This window comes from Sinorhizobium fredii USDA 257 (genome assembly GCF_000265205.3).
GTDB lineage: Bacteria > Pseudomonadota > Alphaproteobacteria > Rhizobiales > Rhizobiaceae > Sinorhizobium > Sinorhizobium fredii_B.
The window spans coordinates 2530618-2547332 of the sequence record NC_018000.1 but is presented as its reverse complement, the minus strand read 5'-3'; the positions used below and the strand labels follow the sequence as shown (position 1 = coordinate 2547332).

Here is a 16715-nt window from a genome sequence, read left to right as displayed (position 1 = left end):
ACGACCTCGCATGCAGGCAGGCAAAGCCGCAGGTCGGCGACTGGAACAGCGCGACGCCGGGTAAGCATCCGGCGAAGTCCGGTGGAGCGATTGCGCCCAATGCACCTGTAGTTACGTCGCAAGTCCGCAGCTTGCGACGTATCCAAGGGAGGATTTTTTGGGGTCAAGCAGTCCGCTATCCTGTGTGTTCGACTTTGTAGCCCTCCGGCAGCGTTAGCTTGTCTCCCACTACGAGCTCATTTGGATTCCGACCGCGCGTCCCGCCTCCGAGCTGCGACCATTGCTCGAGCCTGTCATCCAGCCAGGGGTTAAGGCGGTAGATCTCGTCGACGATGAGATGATCGTTCCCAGCGATCCTGTAGATGCTGTCGCCCCGCTTGACCTCATAAACGTTCAGCCTATCGACTGGAGGGGGCGCCGGTTCAAGCGGTTTCGCCGGTTTCAGCGGCACGACGTCCATGTGATGTGGACCCGGCACACCGTGCGCGTTCAGCCAATTTTTTAGGCCTTCAATGCTGAGCGGCCTGATCGGCATCGAGGTCACTCTCGGTTCGGTGACGTGGGTCCTCGGATCGTACTCGTAGACGGCTCGCCTGCCCGAACCATGTTCGACAGTGACCGGTGGCACGCCGAGATCGTGATCGTAGCGCCAGCGCTCGTCGCCATCTCGAAGAACCATTCCGGTGGCAGGGTCTTCCCAGCGTTTCTTCTCCGCGTCATATTTGATGTTGGAATAGAGCTGGACGTTGACCCGGGACGGATCGGGCGGCAATCGGAGCAACGCCACGCCGGGCTGCGAATACGGCACCTCTCCGCCATTCTCCGGAGAGAGACCAGCGGCCGCCTTCATGGTATCTTCAAACTTGTCCGGCGGGATGCCGTTGACGTAGTCGATGAATTTCTCCGGATCACCGCCCATCAAATGATAGGCGAACGCGAAGCCGTTCGCTTGGGAACTGCCTGTCCACCAGCCGTGCCTCTTCAGCACCTCGGCCTGCGGTTCCGTGATACCCGCGCCCATCAGGAAGGTCTTCTCGAGGCCTTCCAGCTTGTTCTGCGAGCGGTTCTGGTCGACCGCCCAATTGACGATCGTTGTCGTCAAATAGCCGATATTGACAAGCCAGCCGATCGGGTTGGAAGCGAGGATCGGGATCCTGAACAACGCCCGTTCGATGAGGTCTAGCCCCTTGCTCGTGGCCAGCTTGCCGAGGACTTTCTTGTAGACTTCGTTGCGCAGCATTGGCGATTCGAGGATTTTCTTCGCCAGTTCGCGTGTCTGCAAACGCAGCAGGATTGTATCGCTTGCGAGATTAGCGCCATGTGTCCATGCTTTGACGTTGTCTTTGCCTGCGTTGTACCAGACGCCCGACGCGTCCCAGACGAAAGCGACGGCCATCATCCCAGCCAAAGTGCCGACCAGCGGCGTGGTCGCCTCAACTACTGCACGAGTCATCATGTCGCGCTTGCTGCCGGGCTCCACGTAGATCCAAGGCGCATTTTCGGCCAAAGCGTCGCGCAGCCGGGGCAACTGATCGAACATATGCGGGCGCAAGCGCGCCATCGCCATGCCCGCTTCGGCCAGGTGGAAGGCGGCGAAGCCGCCGACCAGTCCGAGCAAGATCGGCTTGCGCCACTGCTGGTCCTGGTCGAACTTGACGTTGTCGTAAAGATAGGCGGTCAGCGCAGCCTGCAGGCCACCACCGACGGCAAATATGGCGGGACCGGCCAGCGCGGGCAAATGCGCGACGCGCGATGCCTGAACGCCGGGGACGTTCACACCCCCCGCGACGCCCTTTACGACGTAGGTTTCCGCCAGGAACTCGGTGAAATCCCCTAAAAACTGTGCCCCGAGGCCGTATTTTTGCGGCAGCGGAGCACCGGCCGCTTCCCAGGAGTCGCCGAGCATCTTGCGGGCGGCCTGAGTCGCGACCCGCCGGGTGGCCGAGTCACTGAGGAAGAGGGCGCTCGCCGTTTCTTGTTGGTTCATCAGGTTCACGCGCGCGCCGTCGACTTCCTTGTAGCCATCTAACCCGCCGAGTTCGTTGCGGTAGAACTGGACGGCCTCACTAGAACGGATCAGTCGATAGCCGAGATCGTCCAGCTTCTTACGGTCTTGGCCGATCGTCTCGACGATCTTTGGATTGTTCTTGCCCAGCGCCTCGATGCCGGCCCGCAACTGTTCCTCGGTCATCGCGGTGCCGTAGCGATCTGTCGGCACCAGGAAAGGCGAGAGGTTCTTTTGAACACCCTCGAGTTCGGTCTTGGTATTCTTCTGGAACTGCCCGAGGCCCTGCTCTACTGCAAGCAGCATACGGTCGAGGATCGCGCCCCTGTTATGTTCGAAAATATCGAAGTCTTTGCCAGGGGGTAGGTCGCCGCGGTCGAGGTTCTTGATCTGCGTTATGGTTTCCAGCGCCAGCGTCACATGGCCATTAGCCACCGCCTCCTGGAAGCCCATCATCTGAAGCGGTGCGTTCGGAATGGTGGCGACGAGGTGGCCGATTCCCTGGACGGCATTCCGGATCGAATCGGAATCCCATCGGCTATTGATCGGGTCTGAGCCTGCAGCTGCGAAATCAACCGCTGCCGAAAAATCGACAGCCACACGGTTGATATCGACCTGAACCGTGCCCATTCTCACATCATTTGACCACCGGGTGCTTCCCCCCGGGCTGATATCCTTGACGATATCGGTGATCGTTCCAGGCAACGCCTCGTTGATGATGCGCGCCGAAATCTCCGGCGTCACCGCCGGATTCTTTTTCGGATCGACCACCTCGCGCAGCTTGGCCGCCGCCGGCAGGGTCCCTTCCTTCTGGTAGGTCTGGTCGACCTGCGTCTTGGCGTTGGCGACATAATTGTCGATCACCTTCTGTACTCGCGGATCGCTCATCACGACGCGGCGAACAGTCGGATCGAGCGACTTGGGCGTCAGCTCGCCGAGTTTCTGCATTCGGTTCTCTTCCGGAGCCTCGCCGACTTCGCGGATGATGCGAGCCGCATCGGTCGCGTTCTTCAGTTCCGGATCACTGAGGTAGCGGTCGTAGACCAGGCGCTGCGCATAGCCCAGCGGGTCGAGGTCCTTGAGCAGAACTGTGGTTGGCAGCCCCTTATAGGTGTCCTCGAGCTCTTTTGTCGCTGCCGCCAGCAGCTCTTTGCGCCGCGCGTCGAGATCATCGGAGGCGGCCTGCAGATCCCTGTCGGAAACCGGCTTCTTGTCAGCCTTGTCGGCAAGCAGTGCATCGAGCTTGTCACCGGCCCGATTGACCTCATGAAGCTTCTCATTTGTCGCGCGCTGGGTGGGCGTTTCCGTTTTGGCCGTCTCGAACGCCTTGGCGACGATCCGCTGAATCTGCGGATCGTCACGGTATCGATAGGCGATCTCGTGGACGGCAGCTTCGGTGACGCCTGCATTTCTGGCGTCGCCGCGGTAAAGCCGCCGCAAACCGGCCGCGATCGCCTGTTCGGCCTTTGCCATGTCCTGATTGGCGATAGCCTTCTGCGCAGCGTAGAGGTTCCAGGCCGTCGGGTCGCTTCCCGGCTGCTTCCTTCCAAACGGTTTGTGCAACATTTCCGCATGGCGCTGCGACGCCTGTGCTTTCGTGATCGCCGCTTCGATCTCTGCTGGGGCGTTGGTGCGCTGTGGCGCCTGTGGCACGGGCGACGCTTTCACCGAAGCGCCATTGCGCAGCAACGAACGAAACTTCGTTTCTGCTTCGCGATTGAGCGCCGACGTGCGCAGGATCAAAGAGAGGGGGAAGTCTGTTCCTATCCGTGTCAACCGAATACTCCGGCCTTGGCGACTCCGACCCAGTTGATCGGATTCATTCCATCATAGTCATCGCCCCGGTGTAACCGCCCTCTTTCGCCGGCTACCAAATCAGAACGTGCATGTCAAGTAGCATCCTCAAGTCAGGGTAGCATCGATGGCTTCAACGCCTGCGTTCCACTTCTCTGCAACGCTCGAGCCGCGATCACGCCGATCGCTTATCAGGAGATCATCGACATCGGGCGCCATGTCGGGCTGGTTCTGCCCCTCTGGAATGATCTTTCCGCATTGATCGATCAAGAAATCGCGACGGCCTCATCACGATTGCCGGACCCTCGCGGGGCTTAACAGCGATCGCCGCGCGGTAGGCGTTGCTCCCTCACAACGCGCGGATCGGCTCGAAGCTCTTGAGAGTACCCGCTGGCACAGAACGCGATCTTGCCGCCTGGAGGCGAGTTCAAGCTGATCGTCCAACGCCAAAACCCGAATGGTCGCGCCAATCGCTCGCGCGTTGCCCTGTCGATCGACAGTTCACTCATCGCGGTTCTACCGTCACTGTCGCCGTGATCTATGGAAAGCTGCAGATCAGCGACATCGTGAAACGTCAGCGTCGCTGGCGCTACGCGGAAGCTTTTCCAGAAGCTTCGCAAAGGCACTCGGCGATGAAGGCGATGTCGAACACCAGGTCGCTGCGCCAATCCTGCTTTTCGGGATCACCGATATCGAACCGTATCCCGTAGATGCGGTTGTCATGCCATAGCCAGTCGAGATCGTCGTCGCATATGCCGTCATCCTTGGCGCCAGTAGTCATCAGAGCCGTCCCCGCGGCATCCGCACCGAGCACAGCTTCAAGGCTCGTGCCCTCTGATCTATCGTGCTGTCTACCAGCAAATGCCGACAAGTTCGAGTTCGGTGGAACCGCTCAATACGGTAACCACGGGAAGGTTTAGCACGGCAATCGCATCGACCCGATGTCCTCAGACCTAAAAGGGCAGCCACTCCACCCAGCATGTCGGCCGCAAAAAGCGATACTCGGCCTTCTTTCGATCATTACCAAGTGCTGGCTCCTATGGATAACCACGCTGTGCCAAACCAATTTGAAGTGCGCCGAAATTGGCAAACACCTGCCGATGACCATGAGTGACGATCCGTCTTCGAGCCAAAAATGCTGGTGCATCCGTCACACAGCCGCTGAACGCGACTTTCGCCAAAAGTCGTATCGCTCTAGTGTCTCGGCGTTTGGCGGGTAGACCCCAAGCGTCGGCTTGCCTGACTCGATTTCAGCTTTGAGGAATTCCTCCTGCTCTTCTATGGCGATGGCTTCGTCGGCGATTTCGTTGACATATTCTCGCGGAATGACAATGACTGCCTCGCTGTCGCCGAAGATGATGTCTCCGGGGTAGACGGCGACGCCGCCGCAGGCGATCGGCTGATTCATGTCCGCCGCATGATGTGCGACGAGGTTCGCGGGTGCCGCGGGGCCTGTGCAAAAGGTCGGAAACCCAAGCTTGCCAATATCAGCTGTATCGCGAACCCCACCATCGAGAACCATCCCGGCCGCGTTTCGATAGACGAGCCGCCTCGCAAGCATTGCGCCAATGCCCGCGACCTCCGCAACGCAACGGCAGTCGAACACGAGGACGTGGCCCTCGGGAATGGTATCGATTGCCTTGCGCTGGTGGTTCGACGGATCTGAGCTGTACGTGGACCCGTCGATATCCTCGCGCGCTGGAATGTAGCGCACCGTCACAGCAGGGCCGATCATCGGTCTGCCCAGGGTGGCGAGCGGCCGGACGCCGCGAACGGCCGTGTTTCGGAGACCGCGTTTCAGGAGCAGCGTGCTGAGGCTCGCCGAGCTGGTGCGCAACAGCTTTGAGTAGATCGTCGGGTCCAGGACTGTCATCAACTTCTCCATTGTCTGCCAGCAGATCATCTACCAGCAGACGAGGCGAAGTTCAATATAGGAGTTACAGTTTCCTATTTGACCGAAGGACGCAGGCCATTCATCGCCTTCGTCAACAAGGAAGCACTTTCGAGCGCTTCCCGCCGTATCGCACGCGCACGTTCAGGAGTCGGCTCGCCAATGAAAGGCACGCTGACTGTGCCGACGAGCTGACTGTTGGGATCGAACACGGGCGCCGCAAACGCGCGAAGGCCCAGATTTGATTCTTGGTTGTCCTCGGCATAGCCGTTGCGGCGAATTTCGGCGAGCGCCTCTTTCAACGCGTCGGGGTCGGTGATCGTGTAAGGCGTCCTGGCTTCCAACCCGCCTGCGCAATAGGTTTCGACGTCGCTGTAGTCCGAATAGGCCAGCGCAAGCTTGCCTGCCGCACCGACATGCTTAGGGGACCTCCCGCCGACTTTGATAAAAATAGCGTAATCACCCGGGCTCGGGGCGGCAAAGATGGTGATCATTTCATCGCCTTCCGGCGCCGCGAGCTTGAAGGATTCGTGTATCCGGTCCGCCGCTGCAGTCAAGATGGGCTTGGCTGCTTCGACGAGCACAGCCTTGTCGGCTCCTGGCGAAAGGCGACGCGCAAGCTCGACGAACTTCGGGCCGAGCACATAGGATGCCCCGCCATTGACCCGCGCCACAAGCCCGTGAGCGGACAGCGAATTCAAGATGCGGTAGACTGTCGATCGCGGCATGCCCAACTGCCCGACCAGCGACGCCAACGATGCGCCCGTACTGGCATCGGCGATTGCCTCGAGGAGATGCGCCGTCTTCTCGACGACCGGCGAACCGTGCTTTAGTTCATTCATGAACCTAGTATTCCTTATTTGAATTTCATCCGGTTGACATCGCCGGCGTATCTGCGCATCCTCATCCGGCAAGTGTCACATTTGAGATTTGCGCAGATGCACGAGGAAGTAAAGGCATTTGCAGGCCGCGCGGAGGCGGGCGAGATGCGAATGGCTTTACGTGCGCCGAGGTCGCGCAAAGACGCGATGCGGCTTAACGGGGAGGATGGCACTCATGAAGAGAATATCGCTCGGCAAGGCCGCAAGGACATCGCTGGCAGCGTTTACATTGGCAGCGAGCGTCGCCTTGCCAGCCTATGCGGACGCGGACAAATTGACCGTAGTTGTCACGGACGAGCCGAAGTCGCTCGACCCTTGCGACACGGATCTGTCGGGAAATTCCCGCATTCTGCGCAACAACGTGACCGAGAGCCTGGTCAATCTAAGCCCTGCCGACGGGTCGGTTACAGCGGGTCTGGCGACGAGCTGGCGGCAGATCGATGATCTGACTTGGGAATTCAAGCTGCGTGGCGGGGTGAGATTTCACGACGGCAAGCCTTTCGATGCCAATGCAGTGGCGGCAGCGCTCAAGCGCGCGCAGGACCCCGCACTTGCCTGTGAGGTCGGGCTCGCGACGCTCAAAGGGGTCAAGTTCACGCCCGAAGTCGTCGATAGGAAGACCGTTCTCATCCGCACGGACATCGTCGAGCCGATCCTGCCGAACAAGATGGCGGCATTGGACATCGGCTCCCCGGACACCCCGGCCAACGGCAAGACACGCACTCCCATCGGAACGGGACCGTACAGACTTGACGCCTGGGCGCCTGGACAGTCGATCAAGCTCACCGCTTTCGACGAATACTGGGGCGACAGGCCGCCGATCAAGGACGCGACGATCATCTGGCGGACCGAGTCGGCGGTCCGGGCGGCGATGGTCGAGACCGGCGAAGCCCAGATCGCCTACGAGATTGCGCCTCAGGACGGAACGAGCAAGAACGACCACGCTTTTCCGAACGCCGAGACGGCGCTGCTGAGGATTGACCAGGAAGTCGCTCCCCTGAACGACAAGCGCGTGCGCGAAGCGCTCAACCTTGCGATCGACCGGGACGGCCTCATCGGGACGATCTTTCATCCGCAAGCACAGAAGGCGATGCAGGTCGTGCTGCCCTCTGTCCTTGGCTACAATCCGGATATTCCCGTCTGGCCCTACAGTCCGGAAAAAGCACGGGCGCTTCTTGATACGGCACGTGCCGACGGTGTGCCCGTCGACAAGGAGATTGTTCTCTACGGCCGCATCGGCATCTATCCCAATTCATCCGAAAGCCTGGAAGCCATTCAGGCCATGCTGACGGATGCAGGCTTCAATGTGCGTCTCGAGATGCTCGAGACCAGCCCGTGGCTGAAGAAACTGCTCAAGCCCTGGGACAAAGACCGCCAGCCTTCGATCCTGCAGACCCAGATCGATAACACCGAGGGTGACGCGGTCTTCACGCTGCCCAACCGGTTCACGAGCGACGGCAATACCTCATCGATTGCCGACCCCAATCTCGACAGGCTGATTGCCGACGCCTCAAAGGCCACCGGGGAGGAACGCAAGCGCCTGTTCCAGGAGGCGTTCAAGTATATCGCGGTCGATGCGGTCAACATCGTGCCTCTGTTCCACATGGTCACGATTGCACGCGTAGCATCTGACGTGAACTATACGCCCGACGTACAGGCGGGCAACGAGATCAAGCTCAAGTCGATCTTTTACCGCTGACCCTTTCGGAACGGGTGGCACTCCGGCTCGAGGAGAGGCGATGACCCTCATGTATTTCCTCAGACGCGCGGCGTTCGCGGCACTTGCGCTGGTCGCGCTGATGACATCTGCGTTCTTCCTGGTCCGCCTCACCGGCGACCCGGTCGATCTTTACCTGCCGGTCGATGCGTCGGATGCGGCGCGAGAAGCCATGCGGGTGCGGCTCGGCCTTGATCGGCCGCTTCTCGCCCAGTTCGTCGATTGGGCGGGCGACCTGCTCCGCCTCGACTTCGGGATGTCGCTTTGGCACAACCGCCCTGCGAGGGATGTGGTGCTGGAGGCGCTGCCGAACACGCTGGCGCTCGGCGCGATCGCGCTCACGCTGGCCTTCCTGATGGCGATCGTGTTCGGCTCCATTGCCGCCGTCCAAGCCGGCGGGTGGATCGATCGTGGCGTGAACGTTCTCTCGCAGGCCGCGGCGAGCGTTCCCGACTTCTGGCTCGGCCTAATGGGCGTATTGCTTTTTGCCGTAACGTTCCGGATCCTGCCAACCTCCGGCTTCGGCGGGCCGAGCTATTGGGTTCTGCCGGTCGCCTGCCTCTTTGCGAGGCCGTTTGGCACCCTGGTGCAGATCGTCCGGGGTTCGATGATCGAGGCGCTGAACGCGTCGTTCGTGCGTACCGCACGGGCCAAGGGCGCCCAGTCCGGTCGCGTCGTCTTCATCCACGCCCTGCGCAACGCGCTTCTTCCGGCCGTCACCGTCACAGGAGACCTCGCCGCGCAGTTTGCGGGTGGCGGTGGGGTGGTCGAAGTGGTCTTTGGTTTTCCGGGGATCGGCAAGCTCCTGATCGACGGCATCCTCAAGCGGGACTTCGCCATCGTGCAGGCGTCGATCTTTGCCGTGGCGGTGGTCATCTTCGTCATCAATATTCTGGTCGACATGCTCTATGCCGCCATCGATCCGCGCGTGAGGGTCGAATGACGGAAGTCTCGTCGGAACTCCTCCCTGCCCGCGAGCGCTTGAGCCGACGCATCCTCTGGCTCATGCGTGCGCTCGCGGGCGATCCGATGGCAGTCGCCGCGACGATCTGGATGTTGATCGTGGCGATCGCGATCGTCGCCGATACGCTCTCGTTGTTGGGAGACAACCGTATCTCGCTGAAGGCGCGCAATCTGCCGCCATTCGACTTCGACCAGTCGTGGACACTGTGGCTTGGGGCCGATGCGCTTGGCCGTCCACTCCTCGTGCGCCTGGTTCAGGCGGCCTCCACGACCGTCGGGATCGCTCTCGCTACCGTCTTGACCAGCCTTTTAGGTGGAACATTGCTCGGCGTCGTCGCTGGTTATTTCGGCGGCTTCATCGGCAATCTGATCATGCGAGTCTCGGACATCATCCTCGGCTTCCCCACGCTGCTCGTGGCGCTATTCGGTCTCTACTTGTTCGGCCCGAGCGTCATCAATCTCGTGCTGGTTCTCGCGATCACCCGTATGCCCGCCTACCTCCGGGTGGCCCGCGCCGAGACGCTCGAGGTTCGCGAACGTCTGTTCGTCGATGCGGCACGAGTCTTCGGCGGCGGTCCGCTGTGGATTCTCAGAATCCACATTCTGCCGAGCGTTGCACCGACGATGCTGACGCTCGCATCCGTTAACCTTGCCATGGTCATGTTGTTTGAATCTGGGCTCAGCTACATCGGGCTCGGCATCCAGCCTCCGGCGGTGAGCTGGGGCCTGATGGTGGCGCAGGGTCAAGGATACCTCTCCTCGGCCTGGTGGCTGGGCTTCTTCCCCGGGCTTGCGGTCATGCTGACCACCATGTCTTTCAATCTCCTCGCCAACTGGTTCCGGATCGTCAACGACCCATCCCAGCGCTGGCGCCTTGCGAGCCGGAGGCGCTGATGGCTCTCCTGGAAATCACAGACCTTGAAGTCAGCTTCGATACGGCGGGCGGGCGAGTCCTTGCCCTCAACGGTGTTTCGTTTTCGCTTGACCGCGGCGAGGTGCTCGCCCTTCTCGGCGAAAGCGGTTCAGGCAAGTCGGTGACCGCCGCTGCGATCATGGATCTGATCCCCGATCCGCCGGGGGCGATCAGGCATGGATCGATCCGTTTCGATGGCCATAATCTGCTCGAAATGTCGGCGACCGAGCGGAGATCGCTCTGCGGTGCCCGCATTGCCCTCATCTTCCAGGATGCCCTTGCCGCACTGAACCCGGTCTATCCAGTCGGCTGGCAGATCGCCGAGATGTTCCGGATCCATGGCCGCAGGCCGGCCGGCGGCATCGAGCGGGCCGTGCTCGCGCTTCTTGCGGCGGTCGGCATCCCGGACCCGGCGCTGCGTTCCAGACAGTACCCGCATGAATTTTCCGGCGGCATGCGTCAGCGGATCATGATCGCCATGGCAGTCGCGCTCGAACCGGACATCATCATTGCCGACGAGCCAACCACGGCGCTCGACGTCACCATCCAGGCGCAAATTGTCGATCTGCTGAACGCGGTACGCAAACGCAGTGGGGCCGGCATGATCTTCATCACACACGATCTCGGCGTCGTTGCCGAACTGGCCGACCGGGTCGCCGTAATGTATGCCGGCCGAATTGTCGAAACCGCGAGCGTTTCGGACCTCTTCGCCGAACCGAGGCACCCCTATAGTGTCGGCCTTCTCGCCTCCCGGCCGCGCATGGACGGAGTGTCGGTCGAACTCGTCCCGATCCCAGGCTCGGCTCCGAATCCGATCAACCTGCCGTCCGGGTGCGCATTCCGAACGCGCTGTCCCCGTGCGCAGGACCTCTGTGCGCAGATCGTCCCTGCCCTTCAAGCCCTCGGCGCTGGCCGTCAGGCCGCCTGCCATTTCCCGGTATCGAAAGCATGAATCGTCCTCTCCTCAAAGTTGAAAACCTCTCCAAGCATTTCGGTAGCCCGCGAGCTCCAATCCGCGCCGTCGAAGACGTGAGTTTCGAGATTGCGCGCGGAGAGACGCTCGGGCTCGTCGGCGAGAGCGGATGTGGCAAGACCTCCCTCGTCAGGACCTTGCTGCGGCTGACGGATGCAACCAGCGGCAATGTGCTGCTCGACGGCGCGGACCTGAGCCGGGCACGCGGCAGGCAACTCCACGAGCTTCGCCGCAAGATGCAGGTCGTGTTACAGGATCCCTACCAGTCGCTCAATCCACGCATGCGGGTCGACCGGCTGATCTCGGAACCATGGGCGCTGCAGCCCGGTACTTTGCCGCGCGCGCGGTGGGCGCAGGAAACGGTGAATCTGCTCGAAGCCGTCGGGCTGGGAGCGGAGCATGCCCATCGCTACCCGTCGGAATTCTCTGGAGGCCAGCGGCAGCGCCTCGGCATCGCCAGGGCACTTGCACTCAACCCTGAGCTGCTCGTCTGTGACGAACCCGTCTCGGCTCTTGATGTATCGGTGCAAGCACAGGTCATAAACCTGCTCGGCAGGCTTCGACGCGAGCGCGATCTTGCCATGCTGTTCGTCGCCCATGACCTCGCGATCGTCCGGCATGTTTCCGATCGCGTGATGGTTATGTATCTCGGAAAGATCATCGAGACCGGGCCCAAGCAAGCGATCTTCGGTGCACCGGCCCATCCCTACACGCAGGCGTTGCTCTCCGCGGTTCCGTCACCGGATCCGCTCCTTCGCGGCACTCGGAAGCGCATTGTTCTTCAGGGCGAGCTGCCAAGCCCGGCCAATCCTCCGAGCGGATGCCGCTTCCGAACGCGCTGCTGGAAGGCAACGTCCCTCTGCGCCGAACAGGAGCCCGCACTGATGGCCAGAACATCGGCCGGAGGGCTGCTCACCGCATGCCACCACGCTGAGCCGGATCGATTGTCAACGGCGGCGGCTTAGAATGCGCGGCCTGGACTGGCCACCTGCCATGACGATCGCCAGCCTCCAGCTCCTTGCCTCGAGCGGACTCTGGCGGCGCTCGAGCATGCCCGCTGGCGCAACCCATACCATTACGGTTCCCGATGACTCATTATGCAATCTATTGAGAGCGTAATGAAAACAGTTTCGGAATTGCACCAGCTAAGAGGATCTTGCGAGTAGCTCCCTGCGTACTCTAGACTAAACTGTGTGCCGCTGCAGATCGACACCGGAAATCACTTCTACCCCTCAGCGCCCCTTCCCGCCGAAGCGGGAAACTCCTGGACCTGAATATGCTTGTGGCCGCCGTCCAGTCGCCACGACAGTATTCTCCGCCAAGGCTCTGCAGCTCTGCAGCAGTTTAACGCCTTATCCTTGAAGGCTTGTTCGGCGGCCCGCCTGCGTTCCCATCAAAGGGCTCCGAGGTCACGGGGATCGTCGAGCACCCCTTGGAGGCACGGGAGAAGCCGAGCACACGGTGGAGTTCGTCCTGCCGGGTTCCGAGGAGGCCGCACCAAATCAGAGGTCGGTTCCGGTAAGGGGCGAAATGACACTCTGGCCCGAGCGACCAAAGCTTTCACACGATGGGGATTTTGGCCGGTTCGCACACAACCGTTGTTGGACAGGCTCCTCTCAGTCGGCAGAGTACGAACCGAAGCGGCCGCCGTGACAGGCAAAAAGGTAACGGCCGGATTTGGGCTCGAAGCGGACTTCTTGGGGGATCACTACCGGTGGGAAGTGGCAAGTTTGACCGCCAATCCCACAAAAACGATACCGGCCACGCGATTGAGCCACAGTTGACCTTTTGACGATTGCCGCAGCCAACGGCTGAGAGAACCAGCTAGGACGGAGATGAGCGCGAAGGAGGCGAATGCGCACAGGATAAATACACCCCCGAGCATCAGCATCTGGAGGACAACACTACCACGCTCAGGCGCGGTGAACTGCGGTAGGAAGGCGAGGAAAAATATCGCGACCTTCGGATTGGTCACGTTCATTACAACGCCGCGAGCGAACATCTGCCGCAGAGACTGAGCTCGCTCCTTGGTGGCTTCCAGTTCGTCTGGCTTCGCTGTGAAGGCGCTGTAGGCGAGATAGAGCAAGTAGGCCGCGCCAACGAACTTGAGCGCATCGAAAGCCGTCTGCGACGTCTGGAAGATCGCTGCCACGCCAAGCGAAACAGCGATGGTGTGAACAACTAGACCGACGCAAAGCCCAAGCGTCACGTACACGCCTACCATCCGGCCTGAGAGAGCCGACTGGGTCAGCACGAAGAGGTTATCCGGTCCCGGCACCCAAGCGAGTAAAGTAGCAGCACCTACGAAGGTCAGAAGTATGTCGAACGGGATCATGACTTCCCATTCACACAAGGGTAGGCGAATAGCAAGTTCGCGTTCCGTGAACACAGTGTCTGCTTCTGGCGGCGCGAAGGTGCCGTCCGGCACCTCAGCATTGGACTTCGGCTCCCCACCCAACTTTAAGATTGCCAGTAGTCACCCGGACTCCGACGATGCTCTACGTGAGACAGTGGACATCTTCAGCATGCTCGAGAGCGGCCCTTTCAGTTGGGGCTCTTGAGCACGCACGGCAGTTTCAGCGGGCGAAACCATTCGACCTGGCGCTGGTCGAGCTCCGGGAATGTGCTGTGGACCTTGTCTGCCTTCAGGGCGTGAACTTCAACGACCGTGGGTATCTTCCCTCCGTTATCAAGCGTCTTCAGGTACGTGTAGTATCCCAAAGGGCGCTTCTTCGCCTTGCCGACCACACCGGCCTCTTCCCAACTCTTCGCGCTCTACAACAAGAGTATAGCCATAGATTCTGCGCCCGCGGAATGGCGGGCGCATTTTATTGGGCGCGGCGCGGACACACTCCTTGCCCTAAGCCTTCCCATAGACGGCGCGGCACGGCGATTTGCGTTTGCTACTTGTTTCGCGTCGGAATGCGATAATAGCAAGGACGAATACGCCGCTTGCGGCAAACTCGAGGACCTCTTCCAGAACTGCCGCCTTGTATGACGTTAGTAGATCGAGCGTCACGGCACTTGCGAGCATAGCCATAGCAAAAACTATGCGGCATTCAAACACGCTCGTGAGAATTTGAACAAGGATCGTGCCGGCTTGTTGACGATATGAGTAAAGAAGCACTGCTGCCGAGACCAGGAGAAGCAACGACGCAGTCGCCGCGATAAGGTAGCCGGCGAGACCAGTGTCTCGCATGAGCCGGAAAGCCACGATGGCGATATCATGGCCGCCGTCGAACTCACCGCCGCCGCGCATTTGCGGCATCTTCAGTCCAAGTATGCGAGCGCCAAAACTGATCTCGCTGAGAAAAAGGATTATACACAGTCCGCTCGTGCCAACGAGGACGTTTCTCTCGTATGCGGAGAAAACGGCACAATTTCGAATGGCCGTGCCTAGAGCGAGCAGAGATGCAGCCGCGAATGCCAGTGCGCCCAGACTTTCCACGAGATGGTCTTCGACCAGTAAATCTGGCCTGCAAAGCCCCATGATGAAGAGTGCGATTACGGTCCCGGCCACCTTCAAAATGAATGCAACATTCTCCCGCCTCATCGCTTCATCTCCTGTCATGAAACCGTCACAAACAGGTCAGCCAGAAGGGTGGCAAACGTAGGGCGAATAGGCACGCATCGCATTTGGCATCGAGCAAACGCTCAATATGTGGCCGTTTTGCACCACGTAGTCTTCTCAAGCGGCATTAGATGGCGAGCAGTGTCGCCATTATCGCTGGTGGCACATCATGCCCCCGGGCGGCCTTTCAGGCGCGAAGTCCCGCGTTTTCGACCTCCTCTACCTCAACCTCAACCGCCTCTTCGCGACTGCTCGCGCCGCTCGTGAAGTTAAGCCGTCACAACGTGAACGCGCCCTTGAAGAACCGCCGGGAGCGACACGTTTTTCCCCATCGCTTGGGCCGACGGCCTTCAAGGCAACGCTTGCCGGCGAAGCAGCGGCGTTGGCCCCGATTCCGGACCGACGTGACGAAGTAGATCAGGGCATTAGCGTTGTTTAGCGGGAACCAACGTTATGCCCTCTAGTTACACCACTCAGTCGACGTTCCTCGTTACCAATTTATACTCGAAAATGCATTTGACGACTTGGAGTGGGCTTCGCAAAAACGAACTTACCGCCACTACTCTTCTGCCTCGCCCAACAATCTCAATGCCGTTGCCTCGTCTTCCCGGGACAGAGGCTCATGTGCGCCAGCGGCCGCGAGATAGGCGTCGAGCGATCCCATGGACGATGCCGGGGCATATCCACCATCGGCCGCCGAGGCGGCAACGGCAAAGTTTACCGCCCAAACGTCATTTGAACGGCACGCAACGGCTATGACAGTGGAGCGGTTCGCGGCTTCGATTTCGAATTCGCGGCACAACGAGCCGCTTTCATCCCGAAACGAAGCGACGACACGAATCCTGTCGCTGGAGCCCGCCAGGACGGCTTCCGCTCCGGACGCGATCTGCCCGAGCGCATCTGAAAGAGCCGGTCCGTTCAGCCCCGTAACGTTAAGCCCCTGCGACTGGTCTTGCATACCAATCCCAAGAGAATAGCCGCCGATGCCGAACGCTATGGCGACCAATGAGGCGGCCAGCGGCATGATCCAGGATCGCTGTAGGCGCACTCGGTTTTCTTTGGCCTCGAAGGCAACGACACGCGCAGCCTCGCTGGCGTGCGACGGAGCGCTGCGCCGCTTGGCGTCGTCGATCATCCGCCACACGGACTGGCTGAGCCGGTCGGGAACGGGTTCATCGAGAACCGGCCTCAGTGCCTCTTTGGCCTGAATGCGGGCTTCCAGGAACAGGGCGACCTGGCTGGCGATATCCGGTTCCATGGCTTTCTCGATGGTGGCGGCAGTCGCGTCGTCAAGTTCGCCGTCTGCAAAGGCCATGAGCGTTTCGTCTGCAAACTCGCATCTGATCATTTTTGTTCTCGCCCTTCGTGATCGGTGAACGTGACAAGCCGGGAGTTATTCCCGCTGCCTCGGCGAGATTTTTTCTGGCGCGCGCCAGCCGGCTCATCACCGTTCCGATCGGTATCCCGAGAACATCGGCCGCCTCCCTGTAGGAGAGATCCTCAACGCAGACCAGGAGGATGACTTCGCGCTGATCGTCGGGTAGATCGGTGATCGCCTGGGCGACGCTGTTCAGAGTAAGGCGGGCTTCCACGTCTCGTTCGCCAGAGGCGCCGACGAGTTCCTGACGTTGTTCGATGCCCTCATGCGGGCCGGCCGTCCGCTGCTTTCTGATGTGGTCTATCCACAAGTTGCGCAGGATGCGGAACATCCAGGCGTCGAAGCGGGTTCCAGGTTCAAAACGCCCAGCATTGGCGAGCGCCCGCTCGCAAGTTGCCTGGACGAGATCGTCGGCGAGATCGCGGGAACGGCAGAGAGAATTCGCGAAACGGCGCAGATTCGGCAGAAAGACGACAAGACGTTTTCCGAATTGATCCACTTCAATCACGTCGAAGTTTCCCGTTTCCCGAGTATCAAGCGAAGTCAGTCGCCGCCGCAAGCATTCGAAATCAACAACAGACGTCACAGGAAAGCCGGCATCGCGCATGTTGACCCCGAGAGCCTCATGG

The 16715-nt window shown here is 60.4% G+C and carries 13 protein-coding genes and 1 pseudogene; 5 read left to right on the top strand and 9 right to left on the bottom strand.

The features are described 5' to 3' along the window. Nucleotides 1-175 precede the first annotated feature (175 nt). From USDA257_RS11725 to USDA257_RS11710, 4 genes are all read right to left on the bottom strand, one after another. On the bottom strand, nucleotides 176-3781 hold the full coding sequence (locus USDA257_RS11725; protein WP_014763171.1) for a LysM peptidoglycan-binding domain-containing protein: 3606 nt from the start codon (nucleotides 3779-3781) through the stop codon (nucleotides 176-178). 607 nt (nucleotides 3782-4388) lie between these two features. Continuing rightward, nucleotides 4389-4580 carry a hypothetical protein gene (locus tag USDA257_RS11720; protein ID WP_014763169.1) on the bottom strand — a complete coding sequence of 64 codons (192 nt, stop codon included), beginning with the start codon at nucleotides 4578-4580 and terminating at the stop codon, nucleotides 4389-4391. Nucleotides 4581-4949: 369 nt separating this feature from the next. Next, a complete protein-coding gene (locus tag USDA257_RS11715) occupies nucleotides 4950-5672 on the bottom strand; it encodes an RraA family protein (protein ID WP_014763168.1) in 723 nt (240 codons plus the stop codon). A gap of 74 nt (nucleotides 5673-5746) precedes the next feature. Beyond that, complete coding sequence (locus tag USDA257_RS11710) at nucleotides 5747-6532, bottom strand: IclR family transcriptional regulator (protein ID WP_014763167.1); 786 nt, start codon at nucleotides 6530-6532, stop codon at nucleotides 5747-5749. 214 nt (nucleotides 6533-6746) lie between these two features. Here USDA257_RS11710 and USDA257_RS11705 point away from each other — a divergent pair, with 214 nt between their 5' ends. The 5 genes from USDA257_RS11705 to USDA257_RS11685 are packed head-to-tail and all read left to right on the top strand — an operon-like array spanning nucleotide 6747 to nucleotide 12102. After that, nucleotides 6747-8270 carry an ABC transporter substrate-binding protein gene (locus USDA257_RS11705; RefSeq protein ID WP_014763166.1) on the top strand — a complete coding sequence of 508 codons (1524 nt, stop codon included), beginning with the start codon at nucleotides 6747-6749 and terminating at the stop codon, nucleotides 8268-8270. Nucleotides 8271-8310: 40 nt separating this feature from the next. After that, on the top strand, nucleotides 8311-9231 hold the full coding sequence (locus USDA257_RS11700; RefSeq protein ID WP_014763165.1) for an ABC transporter permease: 921 nt from the start codon (nucleotides 8311-8313) through the stop codon (nucleotides 9229-9231). Further along, entirely contained in the window at nucleotides 9228-10145 is a 918-nt protein-coding gene (locus USDA257_RS11695; protein ID WP_014763164.1) for an ABC transporter permease, read from the top strand. Before USDA257_RS11700 ends, USDA257_RS11695 begins: the two co-directional genes overlap by 4 nt. Further along, nucleotides 10145-11116: an ABC transporter ATP-binding protein gene (locus USDA257_RS11690; protein ID WP_014763163.1), complete on the top strand. Its 972-nt coding sequence runs from the start codon at nucleotides 10145-10147 to the stop codon at nucleotides 11114-11116. The genes USDA257_RS11695 and USDA257_RS11690 overlap by 1 nt, the downstream gene beginning before the upstream one ends. Continuing rightward, nucleotides 11113-12102: an ABC transporter ATP-binding protein gene (locus tag USDA257_RS11685; protein WP_014763162.1), complete on the top strand. Its 990-nt coding sequence runs from the start codon at nucleotides 11113-11115 to the stop codon at nucleotides 12100-12102. Before USDA257_RS11690 ends, USDA257_RS11685 begins: the two co-directional genes overlap by 4 nt. A 743-nt stretch (nucleotides 12103-12845) precedes the next feature. Here USDA257_RS11685 and USDA257_RS11680 read toward each other — a convergent pair. The 5 genes and pseudogenes from USDA257_RS11680 to USDA257_RS11660 all read right to left on the bottom strand — a co-directional run bounded on the left by USDA257_RS11680 (nucleotide 12846) and on the right by USDA257_RS11660 (nucleotide 16693). Continuing rightward, the gene (locus USDA257_RS11680; protein WP_014763161.1) at nucleotides 12846-13472 is read right to left on the bottom strand and encodes a LysE family translocator; all 627 of its coding nucleotides are present in this window, start codon (nucleotides 13470-13472) and stop codon (nucleotides 12846-12848) included. A gap of 141 nt (nucleotides 13473-13613) precedes the next feature. Continuing rightward, nucleotides 13614-13906 (bottom strand): annotated as a pseudogene (locus USDA257_RS11675) (hypothetical protein); the annotation flags it as partial. Between the two features lie 91 nt (nucleotides 13907-13997). Next, nucleotides 13998-14690, bottom strand: a complete 693-nt coding sequence (locus USDA257_RS11670; RefSeq protein ID WP_041414111.1) for a hypothetical protein — start codon at nucleotides 14688-14690, stop codon at nucleotides 13998-14000. A gap of 577 nt (nucleotides 14691-15267) precedes the next feature. Then, nucleotides 15268-16023 carry a hypothetical protein gene (locus USDA257_RS11665; RefSeq protein WP_048657377.1) on the bottom strand — a complete coding sequence of 252 codons (756 nt, stop codon included), beginning with the start codon at nucleotides 16021-16023 and terminating at the stop codon, nucleotides 15268-15270. Continuing rightward, nucleotides 15998-16693: an RNA polymerase sigma factor gene (locus USDA257_RS11660; RefSeq protein ID WP_014763158.1), complete on the bottom strand. Its 696-nt coding sequence runs from the start codon at nucleotides 16691-16693 to the stop codon at nucleotides 15998-16000. The genes USDA257_RS11665 and USDA257_RS11660 overlap by 26 nt, the downstream gene beginning before the upstream one ends. Nucleotides 16694-16715: the final 22 nt, after the last annotated feature.

Excerpts from the sequence above, each read along its gene's own strand:
- USDA257_RS11690 (WP_014763163.1), top strand. The coding sequence starts at position 10,145 with ATGGCTCTCCTGGAAATCACAGACCTTGAAGTCAGCTTCGATACGGCG.
- USDA257_RS11700 (WP_014763165.1), top strand. The coding sequence starts at position 8,311 with ATGACCCTCATGTATTTCCTCAGACGCGCGGCGTTCGCGGCACTTGCG.
- USDA257_RS11665 (WP_048657377.1), bottom strand. The coding sequence starts at position 16,023 with ATGGCCTTTGCAGACGGCGAACTTGACGACGCGACTGCCGCCACCATC.
- USDA257_RS11710 (WP_014763167.1), bottom strand. The coding sequence starts at position 6,532 with ATGAATGAACTAAAGCACGGTTCGCCGGTCGTCGAGAAGACGGCGCAT.
- USDA257_RS11715 (WP_014763168.1), bottom strand. The coding sequence starts at position 5,672 with ATGACAGTCCTGGACCCGACGATCTACTCAAAGCTGTTGCGCACCAGC.
- USDA257_RS11720 (WP_014763169.1), bottom strand. The coding sequence starts at position 4,580 with ATGACTACTGGCGCCAAGGATGACGGCATATGCGACGACGATCTCGAC.
- USDA257_RS11670 (WP_041414111.1), bottom strand. The coding sequence starts at position 14,690 with ATGAGGCGGGAGAATGTTGCATTCATTTTGAAGGTGGCCGGGACCGTA.
- USDA257_RS11680 (WP_014763161.1), bottom strand. The coding sequence starts at position 13,472 with ATGATCCCGTTCGACATACTTCTGACCTTCGTAGGTGCTGCTACTTTA.
- USDA257_RS11685 (WP_014763162.1), top strand. The coding sequence starts at position 11,113 with ATGAATCGTCCTCTCCTCAAAGTTGAAAACCTCTCCAAGCATTTCGGT.
- USDA257_RS11660 (WP_014763158.1), bottom strand. The coding sequence starts at position 16,693 with ATGCGCGATGCCGGCTTTCCTGTGACGTCTGTTGTTGATTTCGAATGC.
- USDA257_RS11695 (WP_014763164.1), top strand. The coding sequence starts at position 9,228 with ATGACGGAAGTCTCGTCGGAACTCCTCCCTGCCCGCGAGCGCTTGAGC.
- USDA257_RS11705 (WP_014763166.1), top strand. The coding sequence starts at position 6,747 with ATGAAGAGAATATCGCTCGGCAAGGCCGCAAGGACATCGCTGGCAGCG.